The sequence below is a fragment of the Paraburkholderia phymatum STM815 genome, from assembly GCF_000020045.1.
Taxonomy (GTDB): Bacteria; Pseudomonadota; Gammaproteobacteria; order Burkholderiales; family Burkholderiaceae; genus Paraburkholderia; species Paraburkholderia phymatum.
In genome coordinates this window covers 2,272,998-2,298,215 of sequence record NC_010622.1, presented here as the reverse complement: position 1 = coordinate 2,298,215, position 25,218 = coordinate 2,272,998, and the positions used below count along the sequence as shown (strand labels likewise).

General features: G+C 61.9%; 26 protein-coding genes. 10 read left to right on the top strand and 16 right to left on the bottom strand.

Annotation, left to right across the window (positions count from 1 at the left end; all coding sequences use genetic code 11):
* Positions 1–129: 129 nt before the first annotated feature.
* From BPHY_RS10445 to BPHY_RS10425, 5 genes are all read right to left on the bottom strand, one after another.
* Positions 130–633 (bottom strand): TPM domain-containing protein, encoded by a 504-nt coding sequence (locus BPHY_RS10445; protein WP_012401433.1) that lies wholly within the window; start codon positions 631–633, stop codon positions 130–132.
* Positions 630–1,481 (bottom strand): TPM domain-containing protein, encoded by an 852-nt coding sequence (locus BPHY_RS10440; RefSeq protein ID WP_012401432.1) that lies wholly within the window; start codon positions 1,479–1,481, stop codon positions 630–632. The genes BPHY_RS10445 and BPHY_RS10440 overlap by 4 nt, the downstream gene beginning before the upstream one ends.
* Positions 1,478–2,083, bottom strand: a complete 606-nt coding sequence (locus BPHY_RS10435; protein WP_244257573.1) for a LemA family protein — start codon at positions 2,081–2,083, stop codon at positions 1,478–1,480. The genes BPHY_RS10440 and BPHY_RS10435 overlap by 4 nt, the downstream gene beginning before the upstream one ends.
* A gap of 792 nt (positions 2,084–2,875) precedes the next feature.
* Positions 2,876–3,274, bottom strand: coding sequence for a CopM family metallochaperone (copM, locus tag BPHY_RS10430; RefSeq protein ID WP_012401430.1), 399 nt, complete (start codon positions 3,272–3,274; stop codon positions 2,876–2,878).
* A gap of 22 nt (positions 3,275–3,296) precedes the next feature.
* Positions 3,297–4,517 (bottom strand): permease, encoded by a 1,221-nt coding sequence (locus tag BPHY_RS10425; protein ID WP_012401429.1) that lies wholly within the window; start codon positions 4,515–4,517, stop codon positions 3,297–3,299.
* A gap of 285 nt (positions 4,518–4,802) precedes the next feature.
* Here BPHY_RS10425 and BPHY_RS10420 point away from each other — a divergent pair, with 285 nt between their 5' ends.
* The 8 genes from BPHY_RS10420 (at position 4,803) to BPHY_RS10380 (ending at position 12,257) form a co-directional block, all read left to right on the top strand.
* The gene (locus BPHY_RS10420; RefSeq protein WP_012401428.1) at positions 4,803–5,195 is read left to right on the top strand and encodes a hypothetical protein; all 393 of its coding nucleotides are present in this window, start codon (positions 4,803–4,805) and stop codon (positions 5,193–5,195) included.
* Between the two features lie 377 nt (positions 5,196–5,572).
* Entirely contained in the window at positions 5,573–7,078 is a 1,506-nt protein-coding gene (locus tag BPHY_RS10410) for a TolC family protein (RefSeq protein WP_012401426.1), read from the top strand.
* A 2-nt stretch (positions 7,079–7,080) separates the two neighbouring features.
* Positions 7,081–8,376, top strand: coding sequence for a copper oxidase (locus BPHY_RS10405; protein WP_012401425.1), 1,296 nt, complete (start codon positions 7,081–7,083; stop codon positions 8,374–8,376).
* 65 nt (positions 8,377–8,441) lie between these two features.
* Entirely contained in the window at positions 8,442–8,789 is a 348-nt protein-coding gene (locus BPHY_RS10400) for a copper-binding protein (RefSeq protein ID WP_012401424.1), read from the top strand.
* A 59-nt stretch (positions 8,790–8,848) separates the two neighbouring features.
* Positions 8,849–9,223, top strand: coding sequence for a copper homeostasis periplasmic binding protein CopC (gene copC / locus BPHY_RS10395; protein WP_012401423.1), 375 nt, complete (start codon positions 8,849–8,851; stop codon positions 9,221–9,223).
* Positions 9,223–10,164, top strand: a complete 942-nt coding sequence (locus BPHY_RS10390) for a copper resistance D family protein (protein WP_012401422.1) — start codon at positions 9,223–9,225, stop codon at positions 10,162–10,164. Before copC ends, BPHY_RS10390 begins: the two co-directional genes overlap by 1 nt.
* A gap of 729 nt (positions 10,165–10,893) precedes the next feature.
* Positions 10,894–11,625: an alanyl-tRNA editing protein gene (locus BPHY_RS10385; RefSeq protein ID WP_012401421.1), complete on the top strand. Its 732-nt coding sequence runs from the start codon at positions 10,894–10,896 to the stop codon at positions 11,623–11,625.
* The gene (locus BPHY_RS10380; protein WP_012401420.1) at positions 11,622–12,257 is read left to right on the top strand and encodes a DUF924 family protein; all 636 of its coding nucleotides are present in this window, start codon (positions 11,622–11,624) and stop codon (positions 12,255–12,257) included. Before BPHY_RS10385 ends, BPHY_RS10380 begins: the two co-directional genes overlap by 4 nt.
* A gap of 22 nt (positions 12,258–12,279) precedes the next feature.
* On the opposite strand, the gene BPHY_RS10375 is transcribed toward BPHY_RS10380, so the two are convergent.
* The 11 genes from BPHY_RS10375 to BPHY_RS10325 form a co-directional block, all read right to left on the bottom strand.
* Positions 12,280–14,226 carry a glycosyl transferase gene (locus tag BPHY_RS10375; RefSeq protein ID WP_012401419.1) on the bottom strand — a complete coding sequence of 649 codons (1,947 nt, stop codon included), beginning with the start codon at positions 14,224–14,226 and terminating at the stop codon, positions 12,280–12,282.
* A 256-nt stretch (positions 14,227–14,482) separates the two neighbouring features.
* Positions 14,483–15,229 (bottom strand): SDR family oxidoreductase, encoded by a 747-nt coding sequence (locus tag BPHY_RS10370; RefSeq protein ID WP_012401418.1) that lies wholly within the window; start codon positions 15,227–15,229, stop codon positions 14,483–14,485.
* 40 nt (positions 15,230–15,269) lie between these two features.
* A complete protein-coding gene (locus BPHY_RS10365) occupies positions 15,270–15,854 on the bottom strand; it encodes an LOG family protein (protein ID WP_012401417.1) in 585 nt (194 codons plus the stop codon).
* Positions 15,855–15,856: 2 nt separating this feature from the next.
* Entirely contained in the window at positions 15,857–16,573 is a 717-nt protein-coding gene (locus BPHY_RS10360) for a TetR/AcrR family transcriptional regulator (RefSeq protein ID WP_012401416.1), read from the bottom strand.
* 216 nt (positions 16,574–16,789) lie between these two features.
* Positions 16,790–17,506 (bottom strand): diacylglycerol kinase, encoded by a 717-nt coding sequence (locus BPHY_RS10355; RefSeq protein ID WP_095211893.1) that lies wholly within the window; start codon positions 17,504–17,506, stop codon positions 16,790–16,792.
* Positions 17,507–17,546: 40 nt separating this feature from the next.
* Positions 17,547–18,578, bottom strand: coding sequence for a glycosyltransferase family 4 protein (locus BPHY_RS10350; protein WP_012401414.1), 1,032 nt, complete (start codon positions 18,576–18,578; stop codon positions 17,547–17,549).
* Between the two features lie 34 nt (positions 18,579–18,612).
* Positions 18,613–19,560 (bottom strand): UDP-2,3-diacylglucosamine diphosphatase, encoded by a 948-nt coding sequence (locus BPHY_RS10345; protein ID WP_012401413.1) that lies wholly within the window; start codon positions 19,558–19,560, stop codon positions 18,613–18,615.
* Between the two features lie 488 nt (positions 19,561–20,048).
* Positions 20,049–20,582, bottom strand: a complete 534-nt coding sequence (locus BPHY_RS10340) for an RDD family protein (RefSeq protein WP_012401412.1) — start codon at positions 20,580–20,582, stop codon at positions 20,049–20,051.
* 57 nt (positions 20,583–20,639) lie between these two features.
* Complete coding sequence (locus BPHY_RS10335) at positions 20,640–21,398, bottom strand: DUF3106 domain-containing protein (protein ID WP_012401411.1); 759 nt, start codon at positions 21,396–21,398, stop codon at positions 20,640–20,642.
* A 16-nt stretch (positions 21,399–21,414) separates the two neighbouring features.
* On the bottom strand, positions 21,415–21,846 hold the full coding sequence (locus tag BPHY_RS10330) for a DUF3619 family protein (protein WP_012401410.1): 432 nt from the start codon (positions 21,844–21,846) through the stop codon (positions 21,415–21,417).
* Positions 21,843–22,406, bottom strand: coding sequence for an RNA polymerase sigma factor (locus BPHY_RS10325; protein WP_012401409.1), 564 nt, complete (start codon positions 22,404–22,406; stop codon positions 21,843–21,845). The genes BPHY_RS10330 and BPHY_RS10325 overlap by 4 nt, the downstream gene beginning before the upstream one ends.
* A gap of 408 nt (positions 22,407–22,814) precedes the next feature.
* On the opposite strand from BPHY_RS10325, the gene BPHY_RS10320 reads away from it, so the two are divergent.
* Together BPHY_RS10320 and ilvN are read left to right on the top strand one after the other, a co-directional pair.
* Entirely contained in the window at positions 22,815–24,578 is a 1,764-nt protein-coding gene (locus BPHY_RS10320; RefSeq protein ID WP_041763534.1) for an acetolactate synthase 3 catalytic subunit, read from the top strand.
* Positions 24,579–24,689: 111 nt separating this feature from the next.
* On the top strand, positions 24,690–25,181 hold the full coding sequence (ilvN, locus tag BPHY_RS10315) for an acetolactate synthase small subunit (protein ID WP_007588180.1): 492 nt from the start codon (positions 24,690–24,692) through the stop codon (positions 25,179–25,181).
* Positions 25,182–25,218 lie beyond the last annotated feature (37 nt).

Here is a 25,218-nt window from a genome sequence, read left to right as displayed (position 1 = left end):
GGCGAGAAGAGCGCTTGCCACTCATCTCGATCACACCTTCTCGCCCGATTTCGGCGGCGTTGGTCACGCGGGCTGGGAATGTCAGGTTTCGTCCAGACGCGCCACGGAACGGATGCGTCGACGCCGCGCCTACATCAACACCGGTTTGGAAGGTAAGTCTTCTTGAGGCGACGGAAGAGCGGGGAAATGCAAACGGAGCAGCGCCGTGACTTGCTCAATTCCCCGTACTGCGCCCGATTCATAGTTGCCGTACCGGAACTCCGATTCCATCTTGCTACAGATCGCTTCCCATTCCTGAGTCGACACGCGTGAATGGATGCCTCGGTCCGCGATGATTTCAACATCGCGGTCGGCCAACAGCAGGTAGATAAGGATTCCGTTATTGCACTCCGTGTCCCACACACGAAGCTGCGAAAACACGTCGATTGCCCGTTCGCGCGCCGTCAGCCCGTCGAAGAGAGGCGTGCTGTGCAACGCCCCTTCCACGACGAACACGACCTGACCCATGTGCGCCCGATGACTCTCTCGAATGGCCTGCTCGATGGCCGATAGCGTGCGCGGTGGAAACGCGGCATTGACCGACCAGCGGGTCATCGACAGATGATGAACGATACGTTTAAGGTCCACGGTCACCACCTTCCCGAAGCGCCGCCACCGCCAAACCCGCCGCCTCCGCCCCTGAAGATATCGCGGTTCGAACGGCCGGCAATCCCTCCGGACCGACCTCCGATGTAGCGGCCACCGAAGGCTCCCAGTCCACCGCCCAGAAGCGTGAACGCGAGCGCCACTGCGCCGGCAACGAAGGCCAGCACGATGGCCCCGGAGAGAAACCACGCCAGCGCGCCGATGATGCCGCCTGTTACAAGGGCGCCTGGCAGCCGGCCGAGGATGGCGCGAAGCACACCACCCGTGAGAACAGCCATCACGAACAATGCGGGCAGGAGCCCTGCCATGCCGTTCGATTCGCCGCGTCGCTGCGGGGCGGGTAACGGCTCGCCCTCTACCACGCGGATCATGCTGTCGACGCCCGCCGCAATCCCGCCATAGAAGTCACCCTGTTTGAATTTGGGAACAATGACTTCACGAATAATCCGGTTACTGGTCGCATCGTTCAATGCGCCTTCCAGGCCATATCCGACTTCGATGCGAAGCGCCCGGTCATTCTTCGCGACAATCAACAGTGCGCCATCGTCTACCTTGGCGCGTCCGAGCTTGTATTGCTCAACCACCCGCATCGAATATTGCTCGATCGTCTCGGGTTGCGTGGTCGGCACGATGAGCACCGAAATCTGGCTTCCTTTACGGGTTTCAAAGTCCTTCAGGGTTTGCTCAATCGACGAACGCTGTTCGCCCGTAAGCGTCCCTGTTTGGTCAACGACGCGTGCAGTCAGAGGCGGTACGGGGACTTCGGCACAGGCGTCTGATCCGGCAAATGCCAGCGACGTCATGACGAATACGAGTGCCGTGAGATAGGCCTTCAATTGTTGCCTCCACCGGCAGATGCGGGGGCTGCGCCGAAATCAACGCGCGGCGGTCTGGCGATTTCTGCTTCGTTCGCAACCGAGAAGTTCGGCTTCTCCTGGAATCCGAAGGCCTTGGCGGTCAGGTTGCTGGGGAACGACCGCACAGTGGAGTTGTACTGCTGAACCGACTTGATGTACCGGTTGCGCGCGACGGCAATGCGATTCTCAGTTCCTTCGAGCTGCGCCTGCAGGTCGCGGAAATTCGCGTCCGACTTCAGCTGCGGATAATTTTCCGAGACCACCAACAGACGGGACAAAGACGAGGTGAGCCGGCCTTGGGCGGACTCGAATGCCGCAAACGCCTGCGGGTCGGACAGCATCTCGGGAGTCGCCCGAATGGAGCCAACCTGTGCGCGAGCGTCAGTGACGCGCGTCAGGACGTCCTTTTCCTGATTTGCATACCCCTTCACCGTGTTGACCAGATTCGGCACCAGGTCAGCGCGCCGCTGATACTGATTGAGAACCTCCGACCAGCTCGCCTTGACCTGTTCGTCTTCCGTCTGGATGGAATTGTAGCCACATCCGGCAAGACCTGTGACGGACGCCAAAGCCAGGACCATGAAAGCCGTCCGAACGATGCGTCGAATGCCACTGGAAAGTGTCTGGCTGCCTGGCATAGGGAGACTCCTGCGAATCGACGAATTCACCTGCACACCATCGCGTCGACGGCGCGCGTTTCTGTGCAATCCATCCTACGGGGAGGTCTGCGCCGTGGCTTGACTTACGTCAAGCCCTTCGAGGCCGCGTCGCGTTCGGGGCCCGGTATCGGACGCTGCTGAGAGGCCGTCTCGGTTAGAGAGTTCGCTTGAGCCATATCGACGATGGCCGCGTGCCCGACGATACATTGAAAGCAGCACGTACAAAACAACGTGCCTGTCACCGCGTTCACGGAGGCACGAATGACTTTTTTGAACGGCTCGCACTGATTGCTGTGTCGTGTGGCGTACTGCACGCAGGAACGGCGATTGGCGCTCAACCGGCAAGTGATACCTCTGGCCACAAAACTCACCACCCGGCGGCGGGCAGGATTCAATGGGGATGCCGATGTCGAGCCAGAAGTACGACATCATGGAAATGCGCCTCGACTTGATGCAAATGCTGATGCAGGCAATGCTGGACCGCCAGTCCGCGCAGAAACCCGCTACAGGGAAGTAGGCGCGTCAGGCGCGATGCGTGACCTGGTGAAGCGAGCCCCACACACGGCGGTTCGCATCCGGCCAGTGGAGCGGTGGAGACTGCCCTCTCGACGCTGTCGTCGCGGACGACATGTTGCGCGTCAAATCCGGTTCGAGGCTAGCGCGTGCGGCGACATGCGCTAGCGTTCAATCATGTGCCGGCTTCACGCGACACGATTATTTGCCGCCGTGTTTGGCCTGCCATCGCTGCATCAGCGCAATTTCTTCCTTCTGTGCTTTAACGATATTCCGTGCGAGCTTCTTTATCTCGGGGTCTTTGCCGTACTTGAGTTCGACTTCGGCCATATCGATGGCACCTTGGTGATGCGGAATCATATGCGCGACGAAGTCCTTGTCCGCGTCACCCGTATAGGAGGGCGCTTGCATGTGTTGCATCATTTTATGGTCTGCGGCCTTGAATGCCGGCGTTGAGCCGGATGCCTCCGCGGCAGAAGAGCTGTTCATGTCCATCCCCGGCATGGATGCTCCTTGCTGCGCGGATGCAATGCCGGTGGTGAGGCCCAGGCAGGCGAATGCGCAGACGGCGAGAGTTCGATTCGCAAAACGGTCTTTCATGTTCAGCTCCTGATGGTTGCCTTTAGTGGCTTTGATGGGAACGGGACTCGTCCCGAGATGCTTCGCTACCGTGCGCGTGATGTTCGTGTCCGTTACCCGTTGCCGGATGCTCGGCGCGCTTCATCATATGCATCATCTCAACACCGCCCGTGCGGAAGAAGACGATTGTCAAGGCGATGAAGACAATGCCGAAAATGATGTTCAGGACGGTGGTGTAATTGAAGGTGATGGCGGCATCGACGACGGCGGTGTGACGCTCATGCGGTACCCAGCCTAACAGCTGAAACAATCCCTCGACAATGAGGGCGGCCACGACCATTGCAATGTAGAACGTCGCGGCCATGAAGCCGGTCATCTTGCCGCCATAATATTTCCTGTAGATGTTGATGATGGGAAGGATCACGAGGTCGCCGAATATGAACGACGCAACGCCCCCGAAGCTGATGCCTCCCTTCCATAGAACTGCCGCCAACGGTACGTTTCCGACAGAACAGGTGAACGACGCGATAGCGATGAGAGGCCCGACAAACGCGCCCCAAACCATCGCGATCGTTGGGTGGCTTGCCAGGAAGAATGTCTGCCAGAAGCTGTCGGGCACCCATGCCGCTACGGCACCAGCAACAAGTAATCCCACACCAATGTCGCGCCATAGCATGGTCCAGTTCATTACGTAACTGTGGCTCATTGCCTTCCAGCCGTCTCGCGATGTGAGGCGCTTTCTCCAGGTGCCTTCCTGCTTACCCATCGACATGGCAGCGTGACCTTCCATGCTGCCCGCGACGCCCTTGTTCGCCTGGTCGATCGCGCATCGCTTGAGGGAGGGCCGCAAAAAGAACCGAAACAGCAGCGCAAGCACGACAATCATGATGGGGCCGCCAATGAATTCGGCGGCGGCAAACTGCCATGCGATGAGTACCCACATGAGCACGCCTAGTTCAAGTACCAGATTGGTAGCTGCGAACTGAAAGGCCATTGCGGCAGTGAAGTCGGCGCCTTTACGAATCATCGAGCGCGCCATGGCAACGGCTGCATAGGAGCAGGATGACGATGCCGCACCGAACAGGCTTGCGAGCGTTAATGAACGTGGCGAGTCATCCGGCAACAGCCTCGACATCTCGGACTTCGATACTGTGACTTCAATGACGGCGGAGAACAGGAACCCGAGGCTCAGCCCCCAGAAAATCTGCCACAACATGGTGAAAGACATCCAGAGGGCGTGACCTGTTGCGCTGAGAATCTGCATGGCAACCCCTATGACACGAACACGTGCAGGCAGGCCGGCGCTACCGTTGCAGCGTCTTGATGATATTGCGGCAATGGTCTGCCTGGCAGAGAAAGCAATCCGGGCCGCCGTCGTCGCCACCCTATGTGAGGAGTGTTCTCGACATGTCCGTGCGGCCCCAAAATGCTACGTCGCCAGCACCCATCATGCCTGGACGTAGAATGCCACGACCCGCTACTATCGAGTTACACACTGACACGCTCCCGTGCCGACAGACGTCTTAACCCCGTGCTAGACTGCGCACCCATGTCCTACTGGCGCAAACTCCTTCTCGTCGTGCTGCTTGCCCTGAGCCTTCCGGTTCAGTCGTTCGCGGCCGTCTCGATGATTTGCGTGCCTGCGGAAGTGGCAGGGGACGAATCTGCTACGCACCCGCTCGGCGAGGCAGGGCCGGTGGGAGAACATGCGGTCGTGGCTGACGTTGACGACCACGATGGCCACGACCATAGCGGCGGCAACCACGCTCACGCGTGCCTGACGTGCGCATCCTGCTGCGTCGGTGCTGCGCTGCCAGCTGCGCCTGCGATTTCCGCTGCGACTGACCTGAGCCGCTTCTCTATCCCACTGCCTGCAGATGCCGGCGTCGCGTTGTTCCTGACTGGCGGCATCGAACGTCCTCCCCGGTCCATTCTCGTCTGATCCACGCAATCGCGGCTGCTGGCTGCGACCGGAAAGTCTTTCTGGAGCCCGTCATGGTCTCCGGATGAATCACGACGAGAACAATTCATGCGATCACTATCTGCGGCGCTGATCGGCGCGGGCGCAGTGTTGCCGTTGCTCGCGCACGCCACGACTGCTGTGCCCGACCCGACAGATGCCGGGGCATCGGTTCCGACTGTCGCTGTGCAGTCCGCGTTTGACGGTTACCAATCCTGGCAGGACGGGGAAGCACCCAGCTGGCAACAGCTAAATCGCGCCGTCGCGCCCGGTCAGGGCAAGACTGGAACGAAGCACGGTCAACAAGCCGAGTCGCCACAAAAGGGAAAGAACGGGCACGACCACGGAGGCGATTCGAAATGATTCGATACGTCTGTCCGAACCGGGTGGCATGCATCGCTATCGCAACCACATTTCTCGCAGGCTGTACGACGTTCTCCAAGGACGGAGGATTCAACGCCGTATCCACTACCGCGTCTGAGCGGCTTGGCAAGGATGCCGTCTACATCAAAACCGATGAAGACCGCGACGCCGTTTTCAAGCGCACTCAGGAACTGCTGTCGAAGCCGCTCGGTATGGACGATGCCGTTCAGGTCGCGCTGCTGAACAACCGGGGACTCCAGGCGTCGTACGCCGAACTCGGCATCGCCGAGGCCGACCTCGTGCAGGCGGGCCGTCTGCCCAATCCGGGTTTTACCTTCAGCCGGACCCACTGGAGCGATGGCATCAGCATTAGCCGGACCTTCTCGATGGGTGTGCTGGGCGTGCTCACGCTGCCGGTGGCGACGCGCATCGAGAGTCGCCGGTTTGAGCAAACGAAGCTCGAGGCTGCCAATGCGATGCTTGGCGTCGCTGCTGACGCTCGAAAAGCCTACGTCAACGCCGTAGCTGCGGCGCAGTCCGCCGTTTACGCCGCCCAGGTCAAGGACTCGGCCGAAGCTGGCGCAGAGCTCGCGTTGCGCATGCGTCAGGCCGGCAGTTTCAGCAAGCTCGACTATGCACGCGAGCAGGCTTTTTACGCCGAGTCGGTCGCGCAACTGGCCAAGGCCCGACAGCAGTCGGTCGTAGCCCGGGAGAAGCTCACACGCACGATGGGCTTATGGGGCGCGGGAACCCAGTACACGTTGCCGGACCGTCTGCCTGACGTGCCGAAGGAGAGGCCTCAACTGAATGAGGTCGAGAGCTTTGCGATGCAAAACCGCCTCGATATTCAGGCGGCGAAACTGAGAACACAGGGCGTTGCAACTTCGTTGGGTCTGAGCAGGGCAACCCGGTTCGTCAATGCGCTGGATGTCGGATATCTCGACAACTTCGAGACGGACAAGGGGCACGAGCACGGGTACGAAATCAGCGTTGAGATTCCCATCTTCGATTGGGGCAGCGCGAAAGTTGCACGGGCCGAAGCTATCTACATGCAGTCGGCGAACCGGCTCGCCCAGACGGCGATCGATGCACGTTCCGAAGTTCGCGAGTCGTACGCCGCGTACGTGACGAGCTACGACGTGGCCAGGCACTACCGCGATGAAGTCGTGCCTGTTCGCAAGACGATCTCCGACGAAATGCTGCTGCGCTACAACGGCATGCTGACAAGCGTATTCGAACTGCTCGCCGATTCGCGCGACCAGGTTGCGGCCGTCAACGGATATATCGACGCGCTGAAAGACTACTGGCTTGCGGAAACGGACTTGCAACAGTCGCTGGGCGGCCGGCTTCCGCCGCTTGCAATGGCGCAGACGCCCGACGTACCGCGCAGTGCCGAAGCGCCAGCTACTGCCGCACAGCGGGCACCGGCTCCGAGGCAGGACTCGCCGTTGCCCATTCCAGCGACGCGGCCCGCGTCGCCGATGAATTCAGAAGGTAAATGAACATGGTCTCACGTCGAAATTTTCTCGGCGGCTCAGGGGCGGCGTTGCTCGGCGCGGCGTTGGTCAGCAAAGCTGGAGCGGCTGCACTTCCAGAAGCGCCAATCATGCAAAAGACGGCGACGCAGCCACCGCTTGTGCCGCCCAATGGTCGCCCCTATAGGCCGGTGGCCACGCTTAACGGGTGGACACTGCCCTGGCGGATGAAGAACGGCTGGAAGGAGTTTCACCTTATCGCCGAGCCGGTCGTTCGCGAAATGGCACCCGGCATGAAGGCGAATCTCTGGGGCTATAACGGCCAGGCACCAGGCCCGACCATCGAGGCGGTCGAAGGCGACAAGGTCCGCATCTTCGTCACCAACAAACTGCCTGAACACACCACTGTTCACTGGCACGGGATGCTCGTGCCGTCGGGGATGGACGGCGTGGGCGGTCTCACGCAACCGCACATCCCGCCCGGCAAGACATTCGTCTACGAGTTCCAGCTCGAAAAGCACGGCACTTTCATGTATCACCCGCATGCCGACGAGATGGTGCAGATGGCCATGGGGATGATGGGCACGTTCATCGTGCATCCGAAGGACGGCAGCGTCATGCAGGTGGACCGCGACTTCGTGTTCCTGATGTCCGCCTACGACATTGACCCAGGAAGTTTCACGCCACGCGTCAACGAAATGACGGACTTCAACATGTGGACGTGGAATGCGAGAGTTTTTCCTGGCGTCGACCCGCTGCCGGTACGCGCAGGAGACCGCGTTCGCATCCGCTTCGGCAATCTCACGATGACCAATCACCCCATTCATCTTCACGGGTACAGCTTCGAGGTCGCAGGAACCGACGGTGGATGGATTCCGCCTTCCGCTCGCTGGCCGGAAGTGACCGCCGACGTTGCGGTCGGTCAGATGCGCGCCATCGAGTTCACGGCAAACCGGCCCGGTGACTGGGCGTTTCACTGCCACAAGTCGCATCACACGATGAATGCGATGGGGCATCAGGTCCCCAATCTGATTGGCGTGCAGCAGAAAGATCTGGCGAAACGTATCAACAGACTTGTGCCGGACTACATGGCGATGGGCAGTTCCGGCGGCTCGATGGGCGAGATGGAGATGCCGCTACCGGACAACACGCTACCGATGATGACGGGCACTGGGCCGTTTGGCGCGCTGGAAATGGGCGGCATGTTCACCGTGGTGAAAGTGCGTGAGGGACTCGGTCGCAACGATTACCGCGACCCGGGCTGGTTCAGACACCCAAAGGGAACCGTTGCGTACGAGTACACGGGTGAACTGCCCGATAGCTGATTTCGTCGAAGGCCGGGCATGCACTCCAGCCGGGATTTTTCAATTCAACTGTGGGAGAGAGCGTAATGAAGAACGCGATTGTTTCGATTGTGATGGGCTGTGCGGTGGCCGTTTCCACAACCGCCTTTGCGGCCGGCGATATGGGCAACATGAATATGGCGAGCGGCGCTCAACAGGGCGCGAGCGCGAAGAGCAGCATGTCGCACGGTGAGGTCAAGAAAGTCGATGCCACCGCTGGGAAGCTGACCATCAAGCACGGTCCACTCGAGAACCTCGACATGGAAGCGATGACGATGGTGTTCAAGGTCAAGGATCCGGCCATGTTGTCGCAGGTGAAGGTCGGCGACAAGATTGACTTCGTCGCAGAGGAGATTGATGGCTCACTCACCGTGACGAAGCTGCAGAAGCAATAAGCATCCAATGGGGTGCCGGACGACGAGAGCACCCGATTCAAACCAGAGAGGTAACAACCATGAACGCCTTGATGCGTCACCCTACTGCTCGTGCAGCGGCAATCGCCACGCTAGTGCTTTTGCCTGCGCTTGCATGTGCCCACGGCAAGTTGGAAAACGCAATGCCATCGGCTGGCAGCACAGTCGATGCATCGCCAGAGTCGCTGCGCCTCACTTTCAACGAGGACCTCGAGTCTTCGTTCAGCATGATCAAGGTTGTAGACTCATCTGGCGCGCCCGCGACCAGCGAAAAAGCCAAAGTCGACTCTTCGAACCCGCGCGTACTGATGGTTGCGATTCCGAAGCTAGCCGCCGGCTCGTACACCGTGCAATGGGCCGTCATGACACATGACGCGCACAAGACGAAGGGTACTTACACTTTTGCGGTGAAGTGATGAACGACGGTTTCCTCGGCGTATCGCGGCTGGCATGGGTGGCGCTCCAGAACATCAGTTTCACCGTTCTTGTGGGCGCCTTGCTAAGCGACACATGGTTGTCTCGCAGTGCATCGCGATGGCAGAGCCGGGTCAGCTGGCATCTGCTTCTTACCTTGCGCATGGGTTCGTTCACTGCGCTCGTCTCCAGTGCCGCTGCGTTCTGGATTCATTGCGCTTTGATGAGCGAATCCACGCTGCTGGACGCAGGCCCCGCCGTTCGCTCGATGCTGATGGAAACCGGCTTTGGTCATGCATGGCTGGCGGGTGCCGCTGCATCGCTCGTCGTGCTCATTCTGTCTCTGGCGCAGTCCGGGAAGCCGATACGCTACAAGCCGGTAATCTGGCTCGCGCTCGCGAGCGTCGCGATGTCACGCAGTCACGCGGGGCATCCTGTCGATGCAGGCGTGCTGAGCTTTCCGGTGTGGGTCGACTGGTTGCACATGCTCGCGATCGGCATCTGGGTCGGACTCGTACTCGTGACAACGTATGTCGTTGTGCCGCGCATGTTCAATGCCCCTGTCGCAGAGCGTGCGAACAGTGCAGCGTTCGTACAGTCGCTCTCTAACGCCGCCACGCTCGCGCTGGCTATTCTCTTCCTCACGGGCGCATACAGCGGCTGGCGCGGAGTGAATACAGCGCAGAGCCTGGTGACGTCCTCATATGGGCAAGTGCTGCTGCTTAAAGTGGTGCTTGTGCTCATCGGTGCCGCACTCGGCGGCCATAATCGGTTCATCGAGATGCCGCGACTCCTCACCTGCCTAAGAGACACACCGTCGGAATCGGCCGCGCGGTTGCTTAAGCGATTCGCCACAGTGCTACATGTCGAGTCCGTCGTACTCGCGGGCGTGCTTGTCGCTGCCGCAGTCCTCGTTTCCAGTCCTCTTCCCGGGACCGCGTGAAACGCTAACCTCGCACGCCAGATCTCCTTGCTCCGCGGGTCTTGGATAGTCTTCCGTTGGTGTGTTCAACCGCGCCCTGGCCTGTCGTGAAGTGATGGCCTATCGGTCGTGCCGGGAGCGCGTCAGGGATCGGGCTAATGGGCAATCTGTACATGCCTGAATGCTCGCAGCAGCGTGAGGTCGTATGCAATCTTGAGCACTCCGCAGGCCACCAACGGCGGCCCAAGGTATCCCGAAGCCCGCCAGGATGCGCGGGATTCCACTATCGGCTCCCGGCGGCAGCATGAGGCGCCACGCAAACTGTCGAATTCTTGCGCGCTGAAGCATTTGAGCTCTTCCGGTCGCCACATTCCGGCAGTGGTAAGGTAGAAAACTCTACATAAATGCAGAGTACATTGCATGATAGCAGCCGACTGGTTTGTTCCTGCTCTGACCTTTCCGACCGATAACGCCATCACCAACGGTGCCCATGCCTTCGGGATTCAATTGCTTACAGCAAGACAAACAGTGGGTAGGAGGGCAGACGGGCGGGATGCGCAATCATCGGGGCTGACGGCGATGTGTGATGCGCGGTAAAACCGTCGCGTCAAAGCGCCCGGTACAGTTCGGTCGGGAGCGCCTGAATGTGAGCGAGGCGAGCGGCGCGCGCATCGGCATAATGTTCGCTGGCACACCCCGGGCATGAGCCAGGCGAATGCCGGACGCAAACCAGGCACAAGGAGACTTTCCATGACGACGCGCGCGCTCTTTCGCGACGACGCCTATCTGACCCGCTGCGACGCGACCATCACCGCGATCGACGAGCAGGGCATCCATCTCGATCAGACCGTGTTCTATCCGCTCGGCGGCGGCCAGGCGGGCGACGCCGGTGTGCTGACGCTCGCGGACGGCACGCGAATCCAGATCGCCGACACCCGCAAGGCGAAGTTCGAAGGCGCGACGCCCGACGACGCCGTCCATGTTCCCGCGCCCGGGCAGGAAGCGCTGCTGGCGCAACTCGCGGCCGGCCAGCCGTTGACGGCGGAGATCGACTGGGGCCGCCGCTACCGGCATATGCGCCTGCACACGGCGAGTCATCTGATGTGTGCGGTGCTGCCGTATCCCGTCGACGGCTGCAGCATCACGTCCGACTATGCGCGTCTCGACTTCGCGACGGTCGAGCCGATCGGACGCGAGGAAGTCGAAACGCGGCTCGCGGAACTGGTGGGCGGTGCGCACGGTGTCGCGACACAATGGATCACGGACGACGAAATGGCGTCGCGCCCCGAACTCGTGCGCACGATGAGCGTGAAGCCGCCGATGGGCCTCGGCCGAGTGCGCCTGTTGCGCATCGAAGGCGTCGACCTGCAGCCGTGCGGCGGCACGCACGTGCGCAACACGCAGGAGATCGGCGGGCTGCGCGTCGCAAAACTCGAAAAGAAAAGCGCGCGCACGCGGCGGCTCGTGCTGGAGCTTGCATGAGCGTGCGTATCGACGCGGCTGCATATTCGTCGGAGGCGGACTACGCCGCGCTCGATCCTCGCGCGCGCGATGTGCTCGACTGCTGGTTCGGCTTGCCCGGGTCCGACGAATACGGCAAGGATCAGAAGCGCTGGTTCAAGCGCAGCGATGCGTTCGACGCGATGCTGCGCGAGCGATTCGGCGCGCTGATCGAAGCGGCGCTCGCGCATGAACTCGACGCGTGGCGGGCGACGCCGCTTGGATCGCTCGCGCTCGTGATCGTGCTCGATCAGGTCACGCGCAACTGTCATCGCGAGACGGGGCATATGTACGACGGCGATGCACAGGCGCTTGCGATCGCGCGCCGCATGGTCGAAGACGGCGGCGATGTGCTGCTGCCAACCGTGTATCACCGCGCGTTCGCGTATATCCCGTTCGAGCACGACGAAACGATCGAAGGGCAGCGCGAAGGCGTGCGTTTGTATGCGTTGCTCGAAGCGGGCGGGCTCGATCCGTCGTATGCGCGCTCGGCTGTGCGGCACGCTCGCATAGTTGAGCGCTTCGGGCGCTTTCCGCATCGCAATGCGCTGCTGGGCCGTCCGTCGACCGACGAGGAGATTGCGTTCCTGCGCGAGCCGGGCTCGTCGTTCTAATGCGTTCCGGCCCAACGCAGATTCAGTCGCGGGCGCCCGTGGCTGACGGCGTGCGCACGAACACACGCAGCAACTCGTCGTTGTCGCCAGGACGTGCGCCTGACCAGAACAACTGCCAGCCGTCGCTCGGTTGCGCGGGATCCTGACGGCGCGTTTGCACGATCAGCCAGGTGCAGGCCTGCGCATCGCCAGCCGGGCTCGCCGTATTCGACGCATTCAAAGGTCTATGCTCGATGCCGGCGAAGTAATACAGCATCGGGGCTTCCGATTCGCCGAGCGCGAGACTTGCCATGCAATCGCCGTCGTTCCACTGCGCAGCGAGGTGCGTGCGCAGATCTTCGAACACGGATCGGTAGCTTTTCGCCACATCGAGCCACGGCAGCAGCAGCGTGCTGACGAGTCCCCACGCGACGATCGCACCCGCACACCAGCTTAGGGCGCCGCGCCATTTGCCTGCGTGCCGGATGAGCGGCAGCAGCCACATCCAGCCGACCGTCAACCCGAGCGCCGCGGCCACTTCGACGGGATGGACGGGCAGCGTCCAGTCGAGCGGGAGCCAGCGGCCCAGCGCATGTAGCGATGCGCGGTTGCCCGCGGGATTCGTCATCGTCGACCAGATCATCCACGCGAGCGCGGCAAGCACGCCGAACAGCAGGCGGCTTGTCATATCCCATACGGTGTGCATCCGCTGCGGCAGCCGTTCGATCGCGCGCACGGCGAGCGGCGCGAGCGGCGCAATGAACGGCAGGATGTACAACTCGCGGACGGTTGCCGAGGTTTGCAGTACTGCGAAGCCGGTGCCCGCGAAGACCAGCGGCAGCGCAATGCGCGGATCGCACAGTTGCCGCCATCCACTGCGCGCCGTTCCGGCAAGCGCGACGAGCGCGAGCGGCACGACAGGAAAGCCGACCGTGAGCATCGTCTTGAGCACGAACAGCCGGTTGTCGTTTTCCGAGCCCAGTTCGGGCACGGAGAAACCGAAGAACCGCCCGACGTTGTTGTCCCACAGCCAGACCTTGAACAGCGCCTCTGAGCGCAGGTAAAAGCAGAGCGGCCAGATCAGCGCGAACGGCGCGAAGACGCATGCCGCCAGCGCGAGCGCGCGTGCGAAGCGCACGTTGCTCCGGCAAGCGGGGTAGAGCGCGAGCGCCGCACAAAGAGTCGCACCGAACACGAGCGGCACGAACAGTCCCTTCGACAGTAGCGCGATGCCGACACCGGCGCCGAACATCCCGGCCGCCTGGGCGTCGCGTTGCGGATCGTGCCGGCGCGAATCGGCAGTGCCCGTCGATGCGTCGTCCTGAACGGACAGCACCAGTTCGAACAGTCCGCAAAAGCCGAGCGCGGCGCCCGCCATTAGCGCGACGTCCGTCATCATGTCGTGCGCATGTTTGACGACGACGAGCGTTCCCCCGAACAACGCAAGCGAACCGATCACGCGCAGATCAAACCAGCGTTCGGCGTCCGTCGAACGCCGCGCGAGACCCGCAAGGCATAACAGCGTCAGCATCCCGAAGAGGGCGCTTGCAATGCGTGCGCCATCGTGCAGCGGCAGGTAGCGGCTCAGGAGCCACGCCGTGCCCGATGCAACCCAGTCGTAGATGGGCGGCTTCTCGACGAATGGCTGGCCCGCGTTCGTCGGCACGACGAGGTCGCCCGTATCGAGCATGTGCTGGACGATGCCGAACGTGTAGGTCTCGTCCTGCTTCCACGGATCGTGGCCGAGCGTGCCGGGCAACAACCATGCGCAGACAATCGCGATGGCGATCGTCCATCGCGCCGCACGCGAAGCGGCGAGCTTGCGGATCAGGCGCGGGGCGGCCGAACCGGCGGGAAGAGGCGTCGCGGTATCGGTGTCGATGGCCGGGTCGGCGCGCCTGGGCGCCGCCCACGCTCCGCATAGCGCGTATAGCGCCGAGAGGGCGGCCGCTCCCCAGCGCCACTTCTTCGAGGGATTCTGCTGCTGCATGACGAAAGATCTCTGGCCTTGGAACGCGACAACGTGGGCCACGATCCTTTTATCGATATGACGTCCGCCCTGTTTCGAGGACGATTAGTCTCATTTTATCGACCAAATATTACAAATAGTTACGAGCATTCTTGGCGGATGCAACTTCGCCAGCAAAGCGTTGGTAAAGCGCGAAAAAGAGAAAGCGCGCTGACGCACGCCGCTTCTGACGAAGCGCCGTGCATTCTGCGGGGAAGGAAGAGGGAAGACGGGTGCGTCAGCGGCCGGCGCTGACGTCGAGCAGTGCGCCGTTCACATACGACGACGCGTCGCCCAACAACCAGACGATGGCTTCGGCGACTTCGTCGGCCGTTCCGGGACGGCCGAGCGGCGTCTGCGCGCCGAGCACCGCGGCGCGGTCGGGACGGCCGCCGCTCGCGTGGATGTCGGTGTCGATCAGTCCGGGGCGAACGGCGTTCACCCGAATGCCTTGCGGCCCGAGTTCCTTCGCGAGACCGATGGTCATCGTGTCGACGGCGCCTTTCGAGCCGGCGTAATCGACGTACTCGTTGGGCGAGCCGAGCCGCGACGCCGCCGACGACACGTTCACGATCGCGCCGCCATGCCCGCCGCGGTCTTTCGACATGCGCCGGGCCGCTTCGCGTGCGCAAAGGTACGCGCCGTACACGTTGACGTCGAACATGCGCTTCAGACGCGCCGCGTCCATGTCGGCGAGCGGCATCGAAGGCGCGACGATGCCGGCGTTGTTCACGAGCGCGTCGATGCGCCCATAGGCCTGTTCCAGCGCGTCGAACATCGCGACGACCTGCGCTTCGTCGGCGACGTCGCCCGCGATCAGGCGTGCGTGCCCGCCCGCACGTCCGACTTCGGCGGCCGTTTCTTTTGCGGCCGCTTCGTTGCTCGCGTAGTTCACGCCGACGGACCAGCCGCGCGCGCCGAGCAGGCGCGCCGTCGCGCGGCCGATGCCGCGGCTCGCGCCCGTGATCAGAACCACTTTCGTCATGTGTCCTCCCGGCTGGTGAAGCGCATGAGCGAGGCGTGCGTCAGACGCGCTCGCGCCGGTCCGCCCATTTGTCCTGCAAAGGCGGCTGATAGCGTTGCAGCCTGCCGATCAGCGCGGCGGGGTCGCTGTCGACCTGCAGGATGTCGAAATACGCCTGGCGCATGAAGCCTTCCTGCACCGTGTGTTCGAGCATGGAGATCAGCGGATCGTAGAAGCCGTCGATGTTGAGCACGGCCACGGCTTTCTGGTGATAGCCGAGCTGTGCCCACGTGAAGACTTCGAACAGCTCTTCGAGCGTGCCCGCGCCGCCCGGCATGGCGACGAACGCATCGGACAGGTCGGCCATCATCTTCTTGCGATGGTGCATGTTGGGCACGACGTGCAGTTCCGACAGGCCGTCGTGACCGACTTCCTTGTTGACCAGCAGTTCGGGGATGACGCCGATTGCGCGGCCGCCTGCGGCCATCACTTCATCGGCGATCACGCCCATCAGGCCGACCTTGCCGCCGCCATAGACGAGCGACAGGTTCGCCGCGACGAGCGCGCGGCCGAATGCTTTGGCGGCCTCGCGATACAGCGGTTTGGCTCCGTCCGACGAGCCGCAATAGACGCAGACTGACTTCATCTTCAACTGTCCTTCGATTCGTTACGAGGTTCGCGCGGCGGCAGATAGTCGTAGAACTCGCGTTGCGGATGCTTGCCGGACACGAGGTCGTCGAACAGTTCGCGCGAGCGGCCGCGCAGATACGGCGCCATCAGCGACACGATCTGCACGCTCACCTGATGCAGCTCTGCGCGAATCGTTTCCTGCTCGTTGTATTTGCGCGGGTTCATCACGAACTGATACGACAGCCAGTATGTTGCGATCACGCCGATGTTGGTCGCGATGACCTTGATTTCGTCGGGTGTCGCGACCATTTCGCCGTCGGCGACGAGTTGCTCGCAGAACTGGCTTGCAAAGCGCACCTTATGGCTGATGATCTGCTTGAAGTGTGTTTCGAGCGTGCGGTTGCGTGCGAGCAGGTCGTTCAGGTCACGATAAAGGAAGCGGTAGCGCCAGGTGAAGTCGACCATGTACTGCAGATACGACCACATTTCGTCGATGGTTGCGCGATGGTCTTCCGGGAAACGCAGACGCTTTTCGATCTCCTGCTCGAACTGGCTGAAGATGCTGTTGATAATGTCGTCTTTATTGCGGAAGTGGTAGTACAGGTTGCCTGGACTGATCTCCATTTCCTCGGCGATCGTCGTCGTCGTGACGTTCGGCTCACCGATTTCGTTGAAGAGCTTCAACGATAGTTCGAGAATCCGTTCGCGCGTGCGGCGGGGAGGTTTGGCTTCCATGTCGTCCGGCCCAGGGGGGTTGACGGGCGGGTTGACACGCCCGTTTGTGCGGCGCGCGTCTCCATCCGTCTTGGTTGGCTGTTTTGAGGCTTTTTACGATTATAAACCGAGCGTTCTGTTCGCAGACGGCGGGGCGGGAAGAGGCTGGATGTGGTCGCATGTGGGCCAGCGAAAACACAAACCGACACCAGGCCGTCGCAGACGAACTCAAAACCGCTAAGGCAAAACGGCAGCAATCCAGTGGACCACTAGAGGCCCGACCAACAAACCCCAAGTCATCACACAGATAAAAAGCGCGACCATCACGGCCGCACTGCCGAGATCCTTGGCACGCCGGGACAACTCGTGGCGCTCGAGAGAAATCCGGTCAATAGCAGCCTCGACGCTGGAATTCAGCAACTCGACGATAAGCACGAGAAACACGGAGCCGAGCAGCAAAACGCGCGACACCGCATCGACGGGCACAAAAATCCCGCACGGCACGAGAATCGCAGCCAACGTCAGTTCTTGCCGAAACGCGCTTTCCTCGCGAATCGCGACCCGAAATCCGGCAAACGAATTCTTCATCGCATGCCATGCGCGTGTGATGCCGCGATTGCCCTTATAGGGATTGAAGGGCAGCGGTGCAAGCGGATCATCAGGACCGAGCGGCTCATGCGGCTCATGCGCCTCGGCCTGCGAAGGCACATCGCCGCCGGCAGGCGCCGAATCATGCGACGTGCGCGCACGCGTCGTGGACGACATAACGGATGGACTCGCTGGAACAGGTCTGGACTCTCCAGCATAACGCGAGCGCGGCGCGCCGTCTTCGTGCATCTCGTGTACGTCGTCGAACGGCTCGCTGTCGTGCACGGTCTGCGGTGCTCCTGTCCTGGCGTCGCGCAGCGATGCCTGCGGTGACGCGCGCAACGCGTTCGATGGTCTCGTTTGCATGGGCGTGGCGAGAAGTGAGGGCGCTTGCGCGTCGGACCGATCAGGCGGCAGTGCTTTCCTCGCTGTACGTGGAGCGCGGCCGCGGCTTGAGATGCGCAGCGAACTGTTCGGAGGCCGCCTTCCACGAGAACCGCTCGGCCCATGCGCGTGCATGGTTGCGATCGATCTTCAGCGCCTGCAGGCAGGCTTCGTGCAAATCCTCATGCATCGCGCCCGCGCCGCCGTCGCCGAGCACGTCGATGGGACCCGTCACAGGATACGCGGCGACCGGCGTGCCGCACGCCAGCGCTTCGAGCAGCACGAGGCCGAACGTATCGGTTTTGCTCGGGAATACAAACACGTCGGCCGCCGCATAGACCTTTGCGAGTTCCGCCTGCGTCAGCACGCCCAGATAATTGGCTGTCGGGTAGCGCGACTTCAGTTCGGCGAGAGCCGGGCCTTCGCCGCACACCCACTTCGAGCCGGGCAAATCGAGCTTCAGGAACGCCTCGACATTCTTCTCGACGGCCACGCGCCCCACATACAGGAAGATCGGCCGCGCGGTGTTCAGCACCTTCGAGTCCATCTGCCGGAAGATCTCGAGATCGACGCCGCGCGTCCACAGCACGACGTTCGTGAAACCGAACTTTTCGAGGTCGGTCTTGACGACGGGTGTCGGCGCCATCACGGCAAGCGATGCCTTGTGGAACCAGTGCAGGAAGCGGTACGTCCACGCGACGGGAATGCCGAAGCGCGCCTGCACATATTCGGGAAAGCGCGTGTGATACGCGGTCGTAAACGGCAGCTTGTGCGCGATCGCATACGCGCGCGCGGCGAGGCCGAGCGGGCCTTCCGTCGCAATGTGCAGCGCGTCGGGCCCGAACTCGTCGATGCGCTGGCGCAGATGGCGTTTCGGCAGCAGCGACAGGCGAATCTCCGGATACGTCGGGCACGGAATCGTTTTGAACTCGAGCGGCGTCAGCAGATCGACGGTGTGGCCGATTTCCGTCAGTTCGCGCGTCGTGTTCTTCAGCGTGCGCACGACGCCGTTGACCTGCGGTTCCCACGCATCGGTGACGATCATGATCTTCATGCGAATGGCCCTCTCGTAGTAGTGGTGGCGCGCGTCACGCCGTCGCTGCGCGCGCCTTCGACGCGTTCGCCTCGTCCGGCGAGCGCATCACGGTCCAGTAGATCACCTTCAGCTCGCCCTGGTGCGTCTCGACGAGCGCCGACAGGCTTTCGACCCAATCGCCGTCGTTGCAATACAGCACGCCGTCGATCTCGCGGATCTCGGCCTTGTGAATATGCCCGCACACGACGCCGTCGCAGCCGCGGCGGCGCGCTTCGTCCGTCATTACGTTCTCGAATGCGGAGATGAAGTTGACGGCGTTTTTCACCTGATGCTTCAGGTACTGCGACAGCGACCAGTACTGGAAGCCGAGCTTGATCCGAATCCGGTTGAACCAGCGGTTCAGCACGAGAATCATCGTGTACAGCGTGTCGCCGAGATACGCGAGCCACTTCGCGTGCTGGATTACGCCGTCGAACAGATCGCCGTGCACGATCCACAGGCGCTTGCCCTGAAGCGTCGTGTGAAACGCTTCGCCACGCACGTGGATGTCGCCGAACGCGAGATCGCAAAACTGGCGCGCGCCTTCGTCGTGATTGCCGGGGATGTACACGACCTGCGTCCCCTTGCGCGCCTTGCGCAGGATCTTCTGCACAACGTCGTTGTGCGCCTGCGGCCAGTACCAGCCCTTCTTCAGCTGCCATCCGTCGATGATGTCGCCGACGAGATACAGGTACTCCGATTCGTTATGCCGAAGAAAGTCGAGCAGATACTTCGCCTGGCAGCCGCCGGAGCCGAGGTGAATATCGGACAGCCAGATCGTGCGATAACGGTGCGAGTTCTGGTGATCGTCGTCGTGATGGCTTTCGGAAGGCGTCGGCGTCGTCGGCAGACTCGGGATCGGCGGCAGGCTGGTTGAAGAGGAGCGGAGGCCGAAAGCGACGGGATCGACGCTCGGGCCGGTCTGGCGGAAGAGGGAAGTCGCGGACGTGTTGTTGTCCATGGCTCACGCGTCGAGTTGCAGTACCCGCATTGCGCCATTGCTGCATGACGGAGCCATGACATTCACGAGAAGTTCTTATTACGTATCGCGAACTGCCCGTTCGGTGCAACGCGATATGGCGTGCGAAATGGCTACGCATCGGGAAAGCCGATGGGCTTCGCGACTCGAAAAGCCGACACATCGTTTGCCGCGAACGGCGCGACGCGATCCGATGACGTGGGCCGGGGAGGAAGCGATTGAAGCGGGTGAGGGCGGCGAATAGTGCGCTGCCAGCGGCCATTGACCGGCTGACTGCCGCGTGAAGGATGGGCGACGTTGAGAGCCGTGGGCGAAGGTCAAGAAGTCGTGATTTGAGCAGGCTTCTTTTGCCTCACGCAGGGTCAACGCCCGCAAACCAGAAGCGCGCATGCCAGTGAAAGCGAAAAACCGGAAACCGGCATCGACGCGCGGCAGACAAATTCATCGACTGCGCCGCAGGCAAAAAAAACTCATCGGCCGACGGCAACGACCTTGGTCCCGGCAAGCCGATCATGAAGAAACTGCCGCCCGACCCCTATCCTTGCGCCCGCGGCATAAAGAACAAACCACCCACCGGCAAGCACGAGCGTCTGCGGCACAGCGAGGCCAAGCAGAGGATGCAAAGCCAACGGCGGCAAGAACCACAGCCACGCGAACACATATCGCGAAACAGCACGTGCCACGGAAACCTTCGCGCCATCCCTCGCGCGCACCACCCGCAAGCGCCAGGTCTTCATCGGCAGGGTTTGGCCGCCGTGCGTCCAGAACCACACGAAATACACGCCGACTACGAGGCCCACCCACGCGGCGAGCCAGCTGTGATGCACGAGCCCGTTGCGCTGCTGCGTGAGCGTGCTGAACAGATATCCCGCGAAGAAAACGACGCCGAACAGCAGCACGCCTTCGTACATCAACGTGGCGAGCCGCCGGCGCACAGTCGGCACAGCGGGTTCTAAGGATTCGCGTGGGGGCGGCACGGCTGCGGAGTCGACGGAAGTGGACACGGGCTGAGCCTCGGTTGCCGTTGATGAGCCCGCACGATGCCGGCTCCCTGGAATGGATTATGAGCCGTTGAAGATGGAAGGAGCCTCGGAAGGCGAGACTGGCGTCGGCGTAGCCGGCACGAAACTGCCGGCGGCAGGAATCGCGGGCGCGCCCTGCGCGGCCCCCGCGACGCCGGCGGAAGCGCCTGCCGTCGCCGGCGGCATCGGCACGCTGGCGAGCTTGTCCTTGCCGTTTACCAGCCGGTTGATGTCCTTGATTTCGGATTTGCCCGACGGCGGTGCGCTGACGACGGTCGGCCGCCGCTTGTGCTCGCTGGCGGCGAGCTTCTGCTTCTGTTCTTCAGGCAACTGCTGATACGCCTTCCACGCGCTCTGGCGCGCCTCGCGCGGCAGTTCCTTCGACACCTGATAGTTCTCGCGCGCGACACGCCGCTGTTCGGGCGTCATGCGGACCCATTCGGCCATGCGCTCGTGCAGGCGCTTTTGCGCTTCCGGCGTCATCTTCGGATAGCGCGACGCAATTTTCAGCCACTTGCGTTTGCGCTCTTCACTGAAGCCGTCCCATTGTGTTTCGAACGGCGCGAGCGCGACATGGTCGGCACTGGTCAGCTTCGACCATGCGAGCGGACTGGTGGAAATAGGCAGGCCCGGAAGTTCGACGGTCAGCGCCGGGGCAGCCGCTTTCACGGGCGTGCCGCCCGCAGGCGCCGCGACAGGCGTGGGTGTCGGGTAGAAGCGGGGATAGGTGGCGGCGAATGACACCAAGGCTGCAATCACGCATCCGGACACAACGGCTAGGCCGCGCTTGTAACTCACCCGTCAACTCTCCCGGTCAGTGGTTGCTGCGCGTCAGGTACGCGTTGAACCCGTGATCGAGATAGGCATTGAGCGGCAAGTCGTCGCTCAACATGGCGGCGTCGATATCGGCGAGTTCGGCTGTGCGTTGATGGTCTTCCCACCACGCAATGCCTGCAAGGCCAATGACAAGCGCGAGTACCGGCCACGCGAGCGCGAGCTTGCGCAGGCGCGGCAGGCGGCGCGAGCTCTCCGGCTGCGGCAGATGGGCGAGCGTGCCTGCGCCGACGAACACGGGCGCGAAGACGGGCGCCTGCACGGCTTCGGGCTTCTTGCGAGCGAGGGCGGCACGGCGCGCGGCAGCGAGCCGGTCGGTCGTAGCGGGTGGAATGCGGGCAGCGTTTTCGTCGAGTGCTCGGCGCAGCTGCCGCGCAAACTCGAGTTCTTTTGTTTCGAGAGCGGAGCTCATAGCGTGATTCCTTTGGCCTTGAGCGCTTGCGCCAGCGTGTGCGTGGCTCGCGAACAGTGCGTTTTCACACTGCCTTCCGAGCAGCCCATCGCAGCAGCAGTCTCAGCGACATCCATATCTTCCCAGTAACGCATCAGAAACGCCTCCCGTTGACGTGCCGGCAATTTTTGGATTTCGTCGTCGATCAGCTGCAGAACCTGTTCGCGCTCGAGCTGCTGCTCGCTGCTTTCCACGCCCGTCGAGCCGTCCTGGCTTTCGAACGTCTCCAGCGGGTCGAAGTCTTCGTCGTCGGCATTGCCCAGCGACGAAAACAGGCTTACCCAGGTGTTGCGCACCTTCTGCCGACGGAAATAGTCGTGCATCGCATTCTGGAGAATACGCTGAAACAAAAGCGGCAGCTCAGCAGCCGGACGATCGCCGTATTTTTCGGCGAGCTTGATCATCGCGTCCTGCACGATGTCGAGCGACGCGTCGTCGTCCCGCACGGCGTAGACCGTCTGCTTGAACGCGCGCCTTTCGACGCCCGCCAGAAAATCGGCGAGTTCCTTGTCTGATGCCATCCGTTTGGGGGTCGGCGCAGCGAATGTGCGCGGAATCGGTCGAAAAATGTCGTAAAACCCGCGGATGCTAACAAACTTTCACCCGATCCGGGGAAAAACGCGGCACCCGCACCTTGCATCCAGCCTTCAGTCGCAGTTCATGCTGTCTGTTCCAGGCCTGCGTAAGCCGCCCGTAAAACGGTCAGAAGTGGACGACGAAAGGGCGGGCGTCGTCAATCATGGAAATATTTGCTTGACCATTGGGCGTATCGTCGATATCGTCTACGGTTCGCAACATAAGTGACTTGTCTCATTTGAGGTTGGCCCAAGAAGCCTTCCTGTCAAACTGGACGCGCCGCTTGAACCCGAGCCACAAGCCCGGCAGAGAGCACCCGATCAATTTTTTGCCGAAAATTCGAAAGGTGAACGATGAATATGCCCAGCGCGGAATTCTCCACGTCGGATACCACACCACACCACGAAGCCGACTCTATCGGCGCCACCGTGCTCATGAAGGCACTGGCCGACGAAGAAGTCGAATTCGTCTGGGGCTATCCCGGCGGCTCGGTACTCTACATCTACGACGAGCTTTACAAGCAGGACAAATTCCAGCACGTCCTCGTGCGCCACGAGCAGGCCGCAGTCCACGCCGCTGACGCCTACGCACGCTCGACCGGCAAGGTCGGCGTCTGCCTCGTGACCTCCGGGCCCGGCGTCACCAATGCCGTGACGGGCATCGCGACGGCCTATATGGATTCGATCCCTATGGTCGTCATCAGCGGCCAGGTGCCGACTGCCGCGATCGGCCAGGATGCGTTCCAGGAGTGCGACACGGTCGGCATCACGCGTCCCTGCGTGAAACACAACTTCCTCGTGAAGGACGTGCGCGATCTTGCCGCCACCGTCAAGAAAGCTTTCTACATCGCCCGAACCGGCCGTCCCGGCCCGGTGCTGATCGACATTCCGAAAGACGTGTCGAAGGCGCCGTGCCAGTACGAACCGATCAAGAGCGTGTCGCTGCGCTCGTACAACCCGGTCACGAAGGGCCATTCGGGCCAGATCCGCAAGGCCGTGGCGCTGCTGCTGTCCGCCAGGCGCCCCTACATCTATACGGGCGGCGGCATCATCCTCGCGGATGCGTCGCGCGAACTGAACCAGTTCGCCGATCTGCTCGGCTATCCCGTCACGAACACGCTGATGGGACTGGGCGGCTACCGCGCGAGCGACAAGAAATTTCTCGGCATGCTCGGCATGCACGGCACGTACGAAGCCAACATGGCGATGCAGCACTGCGACGTGCTGATCGCGATCGGCGCGCGTTTCGACGACCGCGTGATCGGCGATCCGAGCCACTTCGCATCGCGCCCGCGCAAGATCATCCACATCGACATCGACCCGTCGTCGATTTCGAAGCGCGTGAAGGTCGATATCCCGATCGTCGGCGACGTGAAGGAAGTGCTGAAGGAACTGATCGAGCAATTGCAGACGGCCGAGCATGGCCCCGACACGGCGGCGCTCGCCGACTGGTGGAAGGACATCGAAGCCTGGCGTGCGAAAGACTGCCTGAAGTTCGACCGCGAGAGCGACATCATCAAGCCGCAATACGTGGTGGAAAAGGCGTGGGAACTGACGGACGGCAATGCCTTCGTGTGTTCCGACGTCGGTCAGCACCAGATGTGGGCGGCACAGTTCTATCGCTTCAACAAGCCGCGTCGCTGGATCAATTCCGGTGGTCTCGGCACGATGGGCTTCGGCCTGCCGGCGGCGATGGGCGTGAAGATGGCGCACCCGGACGACGACGTGCTCTGCATCACGGGCGAAGGCTCGATCCAGATGTGCATCCAGGAGCTGTCCACCTGCAAGCAGTATGAGACGCCCGTCAAGATCATCTCGCTCAACAACCGCTATCTGGGCATGGTGCGCCAGTGGCAGCAGATCGAATACAGCAAGCGCTATTCGCATTCCTACATGGATGCGCTGCCCGATTTCGTGAAGCTCGCCGAAGCGTACGGCCACGTCGGCATGCGGATCGAAAAGACCGCCGACGTGGAACCGGCGCTGAAGGAAGCGCTGCGCCTGAAAGACCGCACGGTGTTTCTCGACTTCCAGACCGATCCGACCGAAAACGTCTGGCCGATGGTTCAGGCCGGCAAGGGCATCACGGAGATGCTCCTCGGGTCGGAAGATCTATAACGAGCGCTTTCCGGCGCCGGCTACGTCGTGCGCGTCTCCACGAAAGACGGGAGCGGACGTAGCGGCGCGGACAGCACGCATCGCATACATCGACATCTGGAAGAAGCGAACATGAGACACATCATTTCCGTTTTGCTGGAAAACGAACCGGGCGCGCTGTCGCGCGTGGTCGGCCTGTTCTCCGCACGCGGCTACAACATTGAAACCTTGACGGTGGCGCCGACCGAAGACCGTTCGCTGTCGCGCATGACCATCGTTTCCATTGGCTCGGACGACGTGATCGAACAGATCACGAAGCATCTGAACCGCCTGATCGAGGTGGTGAAAGTGGTTGACCTGACCGAGGGCGCCCACATCGAGCGCGAGCTGATGCTGATCAAGGTAAGGGCGGTCGGCAAGGAACGTGAGGAGATGAAGCGGATGTCGGATATTTTCCGCGGCCGCATCATCGACGTCACCGAAAAGACCTACACGATCGAACTGACGGGCGCGAGCGAGAAGCTCGACGCATTCATCGAAGGGCTCGACGCTACCGCGATTCTCGAAACGGTCCGCACGGGCGGTTCGGGCATCGGACGCGGCGAGCGTATCCTGAAGGTTTGACAGCAGTTCGATCGGAGCCGGGCGTTGCGTCAGGCAT